This window comes from Hahella sp. NS-SX17 (assembly GCF_057367735.1).
In genome coordinates this window covers 3,801,222-3,815,511 of record NZ_CM170632.1, presented here as the reverse complement: position 1 = coordinate 3,815,511, position 14,290 = coordinate 3,801,222, and the positions used below count along the sequence as shown (strand labels likewise).

5 protein-coding genes are annotated in these 14,290 nt (G+C 60.9%); all 5 read right to left on the bottom strand.

All coding sequences use genetic code 11. The features are described from left to right. Positions 1-65: 65 nt before the first annotated feature. The 5 genes from AC2IBB_RS16955 to AC2IBB_RS16935 all read right to left on the bottom strand — a co-directional run bounded on the left by AC2IBB_RS16955 (position 66) and on the right by AC2IBB_RS16935 (position 14,286). Complete coding sequence (locus tag AC2IBB_RS16955; protein WP_486327951.1) at positions 66-773, bottom strand: GNAT family N-acetyltransferase; 708 nt, start codon at positions 771-773, stop codon at positions 66-68. A gap of 107 nt (positions 774-880) precedes the next feature. Continuing rightward, entirely contained in the window at positions 881-1,702 is an 822-nt protein-coding gene (locus AC2IBB_RS16950) for a thioesterase II family protein (protein ID WP_486327950.1), read from the bottom strand. Then, on the bottom strand, positions 1,695-2,801 hold the full coding sequence (locus AC2IBB_RS16945) for a cupin-like domain-containing protein (protein ID WP_486327949.1): 1,107 nt from the start codon (positions 2,799-2,801) through the stop codon (positions 1,695-1,697). Before AC2IBB_RS16945 ends, AC2IBB_RS16950 begins: the two co-directional genes overlap by 8 nt. Before the next feature lie 12 nt (positions 2,802-2,813). Further along, complete coding sequence (locus AC2IBB_RS16940) at positions 2,814-7,808, bottom strand: type I polyketide synthase (RefSeq protein ID WP_486327948.1); 4,995 nt, start codon at positions 7,806-7,808, stop codon at positions 2,814-2,816. A 76-nt stretch (positions 7,809-7,884) separates the two neighbouring features. Then, positions 7,885-14,286, bottom strand: coding sequence for an AMP-binding protein (locus AC2IBB_RS16935; protein ID WP_486327947.1), 6,402 nt, complete (start codon positions 14,284-14,286; stop codon positions 7,885-7,887). Positions 14,287-14,290 lie beyond the last annotated feature (4 nt).

Genomic DNA, 14,290 nt, shown 5'->3' with positions numbered 1-14,290 from the left:
GCTTTAAAAATCTGTTTTCCGTTGACTCATCTGTTTTGGTTTACTCACCAGTTCGTCGCCCTTGATCAGTCGGCGGAATCCGGCGAGATCACTTCCCACTTTCCAAACCAGGTCAGCCCTGCCGCCTTCGCCAATGACGCCGACGCCAGGTTATCGAACTGACAACGGTATTGTGGTTCATACCCCCTCTCACTGGCGCGTCTGCAAATCGCGCGCACCACCCTGCGGGCGTAGCCTTTTCCTCTGAAAGGCGGCAGCGTCAGCACGCCCAGATCGGCGATGCGCGCATCGTCGCCGGGATAGCTGTCCCAGGGATACATGCTGGCGGCGCAAATCAGGCTGTCGCCGATAAAAGCGCCGCAGACCTCCCAGTGATCCAGTTCAACGTATGCGTCATCCAGGTCCTGCTCTGTTGCGGAGGCCTGAAATTCAGCGAAAACGGCCTCATCCTCAATGTTTAACGGGCGGATGTCGCCTTCTGTGGCTTCCTGCATCAGTGTTTCTTTATCCTGCGCAGAGAAATAAAAGATCTCATCGGCGCCATGCAGAACCACTCCCGCGTCCTGCAATGCCTGGCGCAGAGCCGGAGCCGACAAGGCGTCCAGCTGATAGACGCCCAGCTTATCCGCCATCGCCGGCGTCATGACCGCCATAACGCGCCCGTCCGACAATTCCAGCATCATCAGCCGTCGTTCCTCCGGCAACGTCGCATTGGCGATCACCGTCAGGCTCCCGGTTTGCAGCAGAACTTCCCCATTTGTAAAAGGGGTCATCCAAAAATCCATTATCGTTGATGAAAATACAGACATACTTCTCTCTCGACTTCGTTGTCATTAATTCGGCGGACAGGTCGCTTCCGTCTGGTCCGCCAATCACTCAATCACAATACCTGTGATGTCAGGTCCTGTTTCTCGCTGCTCGGCGCCGCGCAGGCGCGACTGTCCTGCAAGCCTGCTAACTCGCTGACCCGCGCTTCAATCCATGGCGCCGCCTGATTATCGGCGAACAGATAAAAGTGGCCGCCGGTGAACACCCGCTGCGTCACGGGCGCAGCGAACGCCCGCCGCCATCCCGCCAGGCGGGACACCGGCACGCGATTGTCGCTGTCTCCTCCCGCGATAAACCCATGAACGTCCAGCGGCGGTTTCGGCATGCCAGCCAGGGCCGCCAACAGCGTCAGATCATTGCGCATCACGCCAATCACATAAGACCGCAACTCAGGGTCCGCCAGCACCTCCGGCGGCGTCCCTTCGTACTGCTCCAGCAAACGCAGGATCTCGTCATCGGACAGCGACTCCCGAGGTCTTCCGCGCAGGTCAACAGGATCGATGTAGCCGCGCGCGGAGAGCATCACTCCCAGGCGTATTTCCGGCGCCTCGCGTCGGAGTCTGTGCGCGGTCTGGTAAGCCAGCTCCGCGCCCAGGCTGTGACCGCATATCATCAACGGCTTATCGCGCCCCAGTTGCAATCGCCCGATGGCGTCGAGAATCTCCTCAAGGACCGCCTCGGCGTCGGCGTTAAGAGGCTCCAGAAAACGCGCGCCTCTTCCCGCCAGCTCCAGGCAATAGACTTCAATCGAATCGGACAGATTCTGCGCCAGTTGCATATAGGTGTAACTGGAGCCCCCGGCATGGTGCATAAACAGCAATTGCGCGGCGGCGTCCGGCCTGTTTTTCGCAGCAAACAAGATTGAATCAGACAAGGCTTACTTCCTCCCTGGCGTCAATCCCGGAAACGGCGCGCTTCTGATATACCGACTTGAACGCCGGCGCCGCCGCAATAGGGGCGCTGGCGATCCATCCCGGACCGCGCGCGCTTTTGAATTTAAAATAATCGTCGTACTCCGGGCCGGTGACGAAGTTATAGGTCAGGGAAATGCTGGGCGATAGAGTATGCACTTCATGAGTCAGCCCTTTGGGGATCAGCATGATCTCTCCTGGCTCCAGATCGAAGCGCCAAATCCTGTCCCCTTGTCCGCCAGGCTCATTGGCGGCGGGCGAATGGGCGAAAGAGCGACCTTCCGCAAGGGTTCTGGCGGAGCCTTCCAGCGACGAAGAAAAAATCCATCCCGCTTTTTTGCCCACTACCTGACACAACACCGCATTCGTGCGCATGCCGTCCACATGCAGACGGGTACAGGCGCCAGGCGCAGAGAAATAGAGTCCCCAGTCCTGGCACATACGCTTGTTCGGCTCTAAGGAGCCCATCTGCACCCAGGGAATCCGGTAGCCGCTCCGGGGCAGAAAATAAGGTCGGCTCCAGTGCTGCTGAATGCGCTGAAACGCGAGAAAGCTGAACGACTGGGTTTTGACGCGATGGCCAAATCCCCAGGTAAATAACAGGTGCTTGAGGAAGGAATCATAGGTATAGCGCAGATAGTCCAGCTCATTGCTCATACACCCCAGCTCCACCGCAGGAAGCGAAGCAATCTGCTTCAGGTAAGCGCGCAGCTCGACATTGTCTTTTGGTTTGAATCCCGCATCCTGCAAGCGGACCGACAGGTCGCCGAACTCCTCACAAAAGTAGTCGAAGCTCCACAACTGTTGCGCCGGCCAGTCTCGTAGTCCGTCTGTGATAATGACAGGCTCATTGCGCAGCAGATAGCGCTCGCTGAATGTCGCCGGGTCAATACCCGACACTTTCTCCACCTGACGGTAATCCGCCCCTTGCAGACGCGACGCCGCCTCGCTCTCTTCAATCAACGGCTGCGTTTCCCGTTTGCGCCGATAGATGCTGGCTTCTTCATAAGCCCATAACGCCACATCGCCCAGCGCATTGCATACATCGCCAATAAAACTCATAACCGCCCTTCCCTAAAAATCAAACTCTAAGTCCACATCCCTGTCCGCCGTCTGCACAGCGTCAAATTGGACGGGTTGGTAATCGAGGTTTTGCAACAAGTCCTGCACTTCTGTTTCCGGGTCCGCGAGGATGGCCCCCACCAGTTCGAAGTAGTATTGGAACAACGCCTGTATCGTCGTCTGCTCGAACATGCGTTTGCGATACTGAATGGTGCAGTCGAAGCCATTCCGGGTTTCGGAGACCTCCAGCACCAGATCAAACTTCGCCGTATCCGAGCCGATATCCAGTCGCGACAATCCTGCGCTCTGACTATCTTCCGCTGCGCCGTTGAGGCTTTGCGGCAAATACCCGAAGACAACATCGAACAGAGGGTGTTTACCCTGGCGATGCTGACAATAGGGTTCTGCGCTCAAGTCCTGTAAAAGCGCGCTCATGGGATAAGTTTGATAAGGCGCGCATTCGGACCACTGTTCGTTCAGATCCAGCAGATAATCCGCCACCGGGAACTCCGTCTCCGGCTCAAGCTTCAGCGCCAGCATATTGACCAGATAACCGACCAGCTGCATTTCTTCCGGCTGCGTGCGTCCGGTAACCGGAACGCCAAGCAGTAACGATTCCGTGCGGGCGATCTTGCTCATCAGCACGCCAAACGCGCCGAGGAAGAAAGTAAAGGTCGGCAGCCCCAGTTCCTCGCACAGCTGCTTGACGTCCTCGCTGACCTGCCTGGGCAGCGCCTGCACCCGCGTCGCGCCCTGATTGCGCCCGGATTCATCGCCGTCATCGCAGCTTTCCACCCGCGGCAACGCCAGCGGCGCCGGCAAGGGTAATAAGTTGGCGAGCCAGAACGCTTTGTCCTTGCGGATTTTTTCCTCACTTTCAGCCGCCTGCCGCACCTGTCGGAACGCGGCGTAGCTGTATTCCAAAGGCGCCGGCGAACGCCCGGCAAGGAAGTTCTGCAAATCGTCTGCGAGAATGCCGAGGGACACCGCATCACAAACAATATGATGGACGACGATCAACACTTGATGCGGCCGCCCGGCGCCGGGGCTGGTTATCATCATGGCGCGAATGGGCGGCGTGGCGTGCAGATCGAAGGGCATGGCTGCGAACTGCTGCAGCCGCGCGCGATTCTCCGCCTCTGTCGCAGCGCTTTCAAATACCGCCAGACTGGCTTTGGCCAGGACCTGGGGCTCCATCATCAGGTTGGCGCCCTGTCGCTTGAACAGGCACTTCAACACCAGATGCCGGTCAGCCACCTGCTCAATCGCCGCCGCAATATCTGTAGGGCTGAATGACGCGGGACATTCAAAGGCCACCGGCATGTTATAGCTGGCGTCCTGAAAGGTGGTCTGGTGTATGTAAAGCAGTTCCTGATCCGCGCTCGCCAATATGGGCGCAGCGGGATCAATGTCCAGCGCAGGGACGTTGACGTCCTCCTGCTCCAGCAGACATTGGCGTTCGATCTCACGAATGGTCGGTTGCGCGAAAAAGTCCTGGATAGCAATCCGTTTGCCCAGCTTTTTATACACTTTTTCCGCCATCACGATAGTTTTGAGACTGTCGCCGCCAAGCTCCATAAAGCGATCGTCGACGCCCACGCCTTCCACACCGAGAATGCCGCTCCAGATGGCCGCAATCTCTTCCTGCAATGTATTGCCGGGCGCGGTAAACGCCGCCGCCACGGTCGCCGGCCGCGGTTTCAGCTTAATGCTGTTGACCGAGGACAAAGCCTGTCCCTCGCCGTTCGCCGGGCGTCGACCGCCCCAGGCGTATAAACGATCCGTAAACTGTCCGGCGGAGAAGATCTTTTGATTCTCACGGTCGAACTCGCGCAAACTGCGTTCGAACAAGGCGGGGAACTCCGCTCCCAGCAGCGCCGTTTCGTTGGCGCCCCAGGCGTTGGCGTCTTTTGGCGACGCTTCCTCGAAGTGGATGGTCTCCCAGTTCACCGTCACCCAGCGAGTCGCCGCCAGCCGGTTGTTGCGTCGTTGGCTCCAACCATCCAGAAACAGGTTGGCGGCCGCATAAGGCGCATGGGCGATTCCACCGAAAAACGCAGACATGGAAGAGGTGACAAAACAGGTCTCCACAGGCACGTTTTCGAACACCCGCGCCAGCGTCTGCGCAACCCGCGCTTTCGGCCCAAGCTGAGCCAGATAGCGATCTGCGTCGAGCTGGGCGAGCGGCGCAAAGGAATCGCCATCCGTCACCCCGGCGGCGTGAATCACCACCTGTATTTCGCCCAGACGCTGGCGAATGCTCTCAAACAGCGCCAGGGCGTCGCTTTCTGATTCCAGCGCATAGGGAAACACTTCCACCTCGCCAGCGCCGGCCGCCGTCAGTTCCTGCCGCAGGTCTTGCATGGCGGGCGAGTCCGCTGGCTGACGGCTGATCAGAGCCAGTCGCCCCTGAAAGCGCTGGGCGAGGGTTTTCGCCATCGCTCTGGCCATTCTGCCCCCCGCGCCGGTAATCACGAAGGTCCCGCCAGTAAAATGCGACGCCTCCAGCACCTCGTTTTCGTCTGCGTCAGGACAGCGAAAATCCTCGACAAACAATCCTTCTTCGCTCAGCTTCAAAGGCCCATGCATGGGAGACGCCAACACGCTGGCGAGCGCCGCTGGCGTCCATCTCTCACTGGGATTGCAAATCTCCACACAGGCGCACGCAATGCCGGGGATCTCCTGAGGCGCCACCAACGCCAGGGCTTTCAGCGCGGCGGTCGTCAGCACCTGATCGGCTTCCTGCAGTGAGTCGTCCACGGCTGAAAAGGAAGGCGCCAGCAAATAAATATGTACGGACGCATACCCTGAAAAATCCGCGTCCGTCAGCGCCCTGCCCAGTTCAGCCAGCGCCTGCAGGGATTCCGTATTCATTGACAGGCCGTCCGCGGGAAACGTCATCGCCAGCATCAGGGATTGTTCGCGGCGCGCGCCTGCGGCCAGCTCCGTCAATGCGCTGCGCAATTGCACTGAACATAAGGGGTTACAGTCCAGCACTTCGATATCATGCCGGGAGAGCCCTGCGGTAAGCGCCTCAGTCGAAGCCGGGGCGAGCAGCACGCGCCGGGACCCGGATTGCGCCGGGGTTTTGCGAAGACGTACGGGTTTCCAGAATGGCGTCAGCATGCCCGCCGCGTTTTTGGAGAGATTGCCGCCGTCCGGCGCCGACAGAACGTCCGCGATGCGTCCCCAGGTTTTATCCGAGACATGGCCTGCGCCGTGATCTTCGCGGGCGAAAGCGTAGCCCGGAACATCCTTCAGGGGCGCTATGGATTGATCGCCGAAGAGTGACGACGGCAACGCCTTTGTGGCGCCTGTGAGCCATTTTTCGATGCCTTCGTTATCAAGAGGAGCCTGCCTCCCATTCAGGGCCTCCGGCGCCAGTGACGCCAGGGTCAAGCGTATCAGGGACGGCGCATCGCCATCCTCTGCGAGCGCCAGATAGCGTTCGATTTCCCGCATTAAGGCGAATTGGGAGTCCGCCGCCAGCAGCGCCCGACAGGGAAAGCTGTGACGTTTACTCAGCGTAAGGGAGAGCGCGTGAAGATCAGGATTCTCCTGCGTCACCAGCCACTGGGACACGGCTTCCAGATGCTGCGTCAACGACGCTGAGTTGATAGCGGAAAAAGGGAAGAACAGCGGTTCGCCCAGCTCTTTTTCGACAGGTTTCTTCGTCGGCGCTGGCGCATATTCCTGCAGCACGATATGGGCGTTGGTGCCGCCTATGCCGAAACTGCTGACGCCGCCAGTGCGCAGCTTACCGTCCTGTGATGGCCAGCGCTCCGCCTCAGTATTGACATAGAAGGACGACTTTTCAAAATCCAGTTGCGGATTGGGTCGCTGGAAATGCAACGTCGGCGGTATCACGCCGTGTTTGAGCGCCAGCACCGTCTTGATGAATCCGGCGACCCCGGCGGCGGAGTCCAGATGGCCGATATTGCTTTTAACCGCGCCCAGCGCGCACTGGTTCGGCGTATCGCTGTCGGCGCCGCTCTCAGCGAACACTTCGCGCAAGGCCATGAACTCAATGCTGTCCCCCAATCCGGTGGCGGTGCCGTGACACTCGATGAAATCCACGTCGGCGGCGTCCACTTCCGCCAATTGCAGGGCGGCGCGAATCACCTCCGCCTGCCCTTTCACGCTGGGGGCGGTGTAGCCTACTTTGCGTGCGCCGTCGTTGTTAATGGCGGAGCCTTTGAGAATCGCCCAGATGGGGTCGTTGTCGGCGATAGCGTCTCCCGCCCGACGCAACACCACCGCGCCCAGGCCGCTGCCAAACACGCTGCCGCTGGCGTCGGCGTCAAACGCGCGGGTTTTGCCGTCTTTGGAGAACAGCATGCCCTCCTGATAGAGGTGCCCATTCTGTTGCGGCAGCAACAGGCTGACGCCCCCCGCCACGGCGAAATCGCATTCGCCGTTCAACAGACTTTGCACCGCCTGATGAATGCTGACCAGACTCGTTGAGCAGGCGGTCTGCATGGTGAAACTCGGCCCTTGCAGCCCCAGTTTCCAGGAAATCAGCGTGCTCATGGCGTCTTTATTGGCCAATTGCGACGCCAGAAAGCCGCCTACGTTATCCACCTGCTCGGACAACATGGCCTGCATGGTCCACTGCACGGTGCTGCGCGCCCCCAGAAACAGACCGATGCTGCGACCGCGTTTGTCGGGGTCGACGCCGGCGTTCTCCAGCGCATGCCACACACACTCCAGCATCAGCCGGGTTTGCGGGTCCATCAACGCCGCCTCCGCCTGGCTGTATCCGAAGAACTCCGCATCGAAATACTGCGCGCCGCCCAGCACGCCGTTGGCGGCCACGAAGTCCTTGTTGCGTATCTTGTTGGCGTCGTGCCCGGCCTTGAGCAGTTCTTCGTCGGTAAAATGAGAAATGCCGTCCACGCCCATGAGCAGGTTGCGCCAATACTCATGACAGTTGTCGGAACCGGGAAAGCGACCCGCCAGACCGATAACGGCGATATCCAGATCTTCTCTAATTTCTACAACACTCATAATTCCATACCTTGTTAAACTCTCAGACGAGGTCGTCTGATATAAATCCTTGTGGTCCTTGCTGCGCCCCTGATTACTAAACCGGCTCGGGCTGACTTGCCGAAACGGGCTGCGCCTGGGAGAAATCTGCGGGCGACACATCATCGGCGCCCAACCTGCGCAAAAACTCAACGTGATCCCCGTGCAGGCGTCGTATCAGCGCATTCGCCGGCGCGGAACGCTGCAACGCGGCGGCGCTTTTCTCATCGGCGTCGTCGGAGAGAAACACCCGCGTCGGGATACGATTCAACGGGGACGCCGACAAACGCTCAGGGAAGCGCGCGGGCTGGATGAGCTGATGCTGCAACCGGTAGTAACGCCACTCCATAAACAGGGATGGCGAGGCTTCCCGCAGCGCCGCTTCGTCTTCGATCGCCGCCAGCGCTTTTGCTGTCTCACTGTCTTCAGCGGACGCGGCGATATCCTGGAACAACGCCAGGAACTCCGCATACAGCGCCGGCCCGTCGAACACGCTGGTTTGCAGGTTGGGGTCAAGAAACACCAGCTGCTCAACGTCCTGGCCTAATTCCGGACGCTGCGTCAGCAACGCCGCAAGCATCTCCGCCCCCAGGGAATAGCCGCCCAGCCACAGGGGACGCGCAGGCGTTTCTCGGTGCGCCGCCGCCAGCGACGATAAGGCGTCCGCCAGCGCCGTCTGCAACGCCTGCGCAGAAAGATCGACGGCCGCACCGGGCTCCAGGGCCAGCACCGATAGCGTCACGGAACCCGCCAACGCATCCGCCAGCCCTTGCAGCTCCACCAGTCCGCCCAACGCGGGAGGCAGCAGCACCCACTTGGGAAGTCTGGCGTCGTCCGCATTCAGCAAGCGCTCCTGCAGACATCCCTCCACCATGGGTTGGGACTGGCGACGGGTTGCGATCAGGGCCCGCTGGGCGGCCAGGGTGGCGTGGCGAAACACATCCACCGGACTGAAAGGGACGCCGAACCGCCTCTCGATCTGGCTGGCCAGACGCACTGCGCTCAAAGACGACCCGGACACCTGGAAAAAGTCCGAGTCCGGCGTCAACGCGCCCTGGAAACCCAGACATTCGCGCCAGCACGCCGCCAGTTCCCCCAGCTCTCCGTCCCAGGCCGGGTCCGTGGCGTCCGGGGCTGCCTGCGCGCGTTCACGCCACGCCTGAAACAGAGAGACGATTTGCGCCCGATCCAGTTTGCCGGTTTCGGTGCGGGGTAAACGCGTTACCGGGAATATCGCGGAAGGCAGATGCGAGCGCGGGTAATGCCGGGCCAGATGCGCCTGCAGTCCCGCTCCGCCGTCTTCATCGCCTTCTATCGCCAGCACCAGACAGGCCTCCGGCGTACCCGCCAGCGCCACCGCCGCTCCCGCCGCGATCACGCCGGGATGTTGTCCCGCCCGGCTCTCCAGCTCGCCCAGGCCGATAAAATTGCCTCGCACCTTGCAGCTGTCGTCCATACGTCCTTTCAGGAAACACTGACCACTGGCGTCCACCATGGCCATATCGCCGGTGCGGAAATACACGCCGCGATCATCGCTTCCGAACTTCTGCGCAGTCAGCTCCGCCTCATTCAGATAGCCGTGCTGCGCAAAGTCTCCGTAGATCAACAGCTCGCCCCATTGACCTGGACGCAGGCGACGCCCTTGGGGGTCGATCACGGCGAAGGCGACGTGATCCAGAGGCGCGCCGATGGACAGCATCGGCGCCGAATCCATATCCGCGCAGTTCGCCATGGAGACGGCGATACAGGTTTCCGTCGGGCCATAACTGTTCCAGATCTGGCTGCGCTCCAGCAGGCGGTCGATATCGCCGAGGGTGAGGAAATCACCGCCGCTGATGCACACTTTGGGGAGCGGCTCCAGGTTTTCCATGCGGTTCCAGGCGGAAAACAGCGCCGGCGCCGCAGAAATCACATCGGGACGACGCTGCGCCAGAAACGCTTTCGCCCTGCGTTCGTCGAGCAGGCTGTAGCGGTCCGTCACCAGACTGGTTCCCTGCAGCGCCCAGGCCAGCAGCACTTCTTCCAGATAGCCGTCAAAGGTGGGGGAAAACTGCTGCGTCACACGCGCCCCGGCTTGCAGGTTCAGCGTGCGGACCAGCGAGTCCAGATATTGCGCGACGGTCTGCGCCGCAACGCAAATGCCTTTGGGGCGACCTGTGGTGCCTGAGCTGTACAGTATCCATGCGATGGGATTGGTCTCCATGGACTTCAGGCTCGCAAACTGGCGCCAGTCGACGTCCTTGGCGGCGATCGCATCGTCCGCATTTATTACGATATCCGGCTGCCCATGACGAATCACTTCATCCACACGGGCTTGTGGCGTTCCCTCTTCCAGGGCGAGATAAGTGGTTCGGGTCAGGAAACACGCCGCCAGAAACGCCTGCAACCGGCGTCCGGGACGGCCTTGGATCAGTGCGCGCCGAATTTCTGAGCGGTTCAGGCGCTCCGCATAGCTCCCGGTCAGTGACGCGAACTCGGCCCAACTCAGCTCGCCCTCGTCGTCAATCACGGCGGGGCGATCGCCCAGGGTCAGAAAACCATCGCGTAAAATATCTTCAATGGGGCGATACGCTTCACGTCGTTGCGCAGGCCGGAACGCCTGGGCGGCGGATACAAGCAGGTCCTGCAGCGACGGGGCTGAGTCGGCGCCCAACGTTTGTCGCAGAATATCGCGATAGCTCGCAGCAAGTTTCTCCATGCGCTCTTCCGGCAAAGCGGACGCCTGATACTCCAACGTCAGCCGGCAACTCTCCTCGGCGTGCAGCACCGTGAGATTCAACGGTCCGTGAGCTTCCTTGCCGACATCGTCGCCTTCTGCCGTCGCATCGCTGGCCTCGACGGAGTCGAAATAGGAATAGGCGACATTCAGCAGCGGATTGGAGCCAAACATTCTAGGGTCGTGACGCAGTAACGCAAATACTTCCTCCACCGGGAAAAACAGACGTTCCGTCGCCCGCCACTGCGCTTCCGCCAGAGATTTGAGGTAAGCGTCAAACCCCTCTGCATCGCGATCAAAGCGAAACGCGCAAGGCGCCAGAGACACGAACATGCCTATGGTGTTTTGCGCCTGCGGCGGACGAAAGGCGTTCGCCACGGAGATAGAAAACCCATCGCTGCGGCCCTCCCGCGCCACGGCCAGTCCCCATATCCCCAGAAAGAATACCGACGGCGTGACGTTGTGGCGGGCGCATAGACGCTTAACCGCCGCCAACTCGGTTGCGGCCAGAGACCAGGAGGTATATTTCACCCCGTCATCGTCATCCACCGCGCCATGACCGAAGGGATCAAAATCGAGACCCTCAAGATAATCTTTCCAGAACGTCTGCGCTTCTTCCCAGAGCGGTTGCTGACGGGCTTCCGCCAACGCCTGCGCGTAACGGCGATAACTCAGGCTGGACTGCGGCGGCTGCGCTCCGCGCAGAAGCTGCTCAAACTCGTGCTTGAGAATCTCCATTGAGGGCTTGTCCACCAGAATATGATGGACCTGCAGATGTAACCGCGCCCGCTCCGTCTGCGGCTCCAGCAGACATCCTCGCAGTAAGGGCCCCCGCTCCAGGGCGAACGCCCGGGTCCAGTCCGCGTCAGCGCCGATCAACACCTGATCGACGTCGAGGGTCGCCAGCGCTTCCGCGCATGGCGCGCCCTGTTCATCAAGGGGGTAACGCGTGCGCAAAATGGCATGGCGGTCAAGCAGGGCCTGCAAGGCCTGTTTCACGGCGTCGCTGGCGACGTCCTGCGCAAGGGGAATGTCGATGTCCAGCACATAAGCCATGGAGTCTGGATGCAGTCGGTACTGCGCATACAAGCGGGCCTCCTGAGGGGACAGCTCGCCCCGAATCACCTCGCCGGCCTCCGCCGCGTTATCCAACAGCCTGGAAAAAGTGTCCGCAACGCCAGTCTGATATCCGCCTGAGCGGGCGTCGATCAGCGCCGCCAGACTTGCGATGGCGTCATGCTTAAAGAACTCCAGCAGTGACACCCCCTGACCGAATTCCTGCTGTATCTCCGCCAGCACTCTGCCTGCGCGCAAAGAGTGTCCGCCTAAAGCGAAAAAGCTTTGTTCCGCGCCAATAGCTGTGGCGTCCAACTCAAGATGGCGGGCCCAGCACGCCGCCAGCCACTCTTGAGTCGGCCCTTGTGGACGCGGGCCCGCGTCGCCGGCTGCGTCACTGAGCGCCTGCTTCAGCTTCTGTCGATCCAGCTTGCCGTTGCGGGTCAATGGCAACGCAGGCGTCAAAATGATCTGACTGGGAACCATGTAAGCCGGCGTACGCTGTAACAGCATCTCTCGCAAGTCGCGCTCGCTGAGGCTGTTGTCGGCGGCGACAATAAAAGCTCCGAGGCGGGCGTGCCCGCGCTGGTCCGTCAGGCTGATCACCGCCGCCTGGGACACCCCCGGCAAATCCAGCACCGTCCTTTCGACCGCGTCCAGCTCCACGCGGAAGCCGTTGACTTTCAACTGCCGGTCCCGTCTGCCCAGAATTTCCAGTTCACCGTTCGCGTCCCAGCAGCAGATGTCGCCGCTGCGATAAAAGCGGCCCTGCAGAGCCCCGTTGTCCAGGTCGATGAAGGCGTTTGCGGTCAGATCGGGGCGATTCAGGTAACCGGCGCCGACTCCCGCGCCGCCGATCAGCAGTTCCCCCGGCGCGCCGATCGGACAGGGTTGCAGAGTGTCGGGAAACGCCACAACGCACTGGCAGCCATTGAAGGGCCTGCCGATGGTTACCTTCTGATCATTGCGGGAGATATTCTGATAGGTGGTGAGCACCCCGGTTTCGCTGGGCCCGTAGAGGTTGATCAGCTCGTAATTATTTTTCTGGAACGCGCGCAGGCTCTCGCCGCCAAAATACAATTGCCGCAGGCTGGGGATGTCCCCCTGCGCCATGATGTCCTCCGCCAGCACCGTGGTCGTGAACATCAGGTCGATGCGCTGCTCCCGCAGGAAGTCGACGCACTTGGCCGCGTCGGTGCGGGCCGCTTCCGGCGCCACGACAATGACGACGTCTTCCGTCAGCGCCAGCACGCACTCCAGCACAAAGTAATCAAAGGTATGGTTCGCCAGCGAGGCGACCCGCGAGTGATCTGTGTGGTACTGGGCGCGCTCCTCCTGACAGATATTGAGCAGGGCCCGATGGGTGTTGACGCAGCCTTTGGGTTTGCCTTCGCTGCCGGACGTCATCACCACACACAAAGGGTCGTCCAGTGACGCCGCGTCGCCATGGCTGAATGCGTCTTCCCGGCCGCACGCCAGCGCGGACGCCGCGACCGCGCCGTTATAAGACGGCAGCCTGACCACTCGGCAACCCTGAGCGGCAAAGCGCTGCTCCAGCTCGCCGCCGCCATCCTGCAACAGCACCGTTTGAGTCCTGTGCAGGGCCACCACATCGGATAGCTGTTCTATTGGCGATTGCCGGGACTGTAGACAGAACGGTTTGCCGATGCGCATGCAAGCCATCGCCGCCAGTGTGGTCTCCACCCCTTTATCGCCAACGATCAAGACATAGTCGCCGAGGGCGTCCCAGTGCGGCCAGTTGGGAGCTTGCAGCAACGCGTCGATATAGCCGTCCAGCTGCTTAAAGCTGACCGTCTGGTCGTCGCACTCCAGAAACACCTGCTCGCCCCGATTGCGAAGCGACGCCGCAATCGCCTGGGCGACATTGCGATAAGCCAACGGGCGGCCCTGGGTCGGCGCGGACAGCGCGTCAATGCGCGCCTGCTCCGCAGGTGGAATCCAGGGCATGGACGCGAGCACGCCGCCCGGGTCGAACGCCATCGCCTCCATCAGCGTTCGCAGGCGCTCAGGCAGCAACTGCGCCAGCGCCGGGTCCGCCTGATTCGGGTTGAAGCGCAGATGCAGCCGGGTCGCTTCAGGACGCGCCTCAACGCCAATACAAAGCCTGTACTGAGAAGCGTCAATGCCTGCGCAGGGGACGCCCGTTTCCGAATATCCCACCAGCACCTGCGGCCCCGCCGACATATCGGTGGACGCGCTTTGCGGCGACAGGCCGGCGATCAATCCGGCGACCTGCTTCCACTGCCTCAGCTCCGCGCCGATCAGTTGTTTGACCGGCTGCGCCAATTCTGTTTCCGTCAGCCGCCACTGGGCGGGAATGACGTAAAGGCCGTCATTCGGACCTTGCCCCAGCTCTCCAGCGCCTATCGCCCAGTTCAGCGCGCCCAGGGACTCGCGACTGTGCACAAACGCCAGATGCTTGATACAGGCGGAGAACAACGATAACCGATGCAACGGAGAGGCGGACGCCATCGCGTAAATCCGGCTGTTAAGCGCCTCAGGTAGCGCGCAGGTAAGGGTCGTCGTCGCGTCCGCCTCAGGCGTCGCCTGCGCCATCACAAAAAACGGGCACTCCTGATAGTCCGCCGCCAACTGCTGGCGGACATAGGCTTTGAGCGCCTGTTTCCTTGCATTTATTGCAATGGGATCATTCGTGAGCATTTCCATGTTT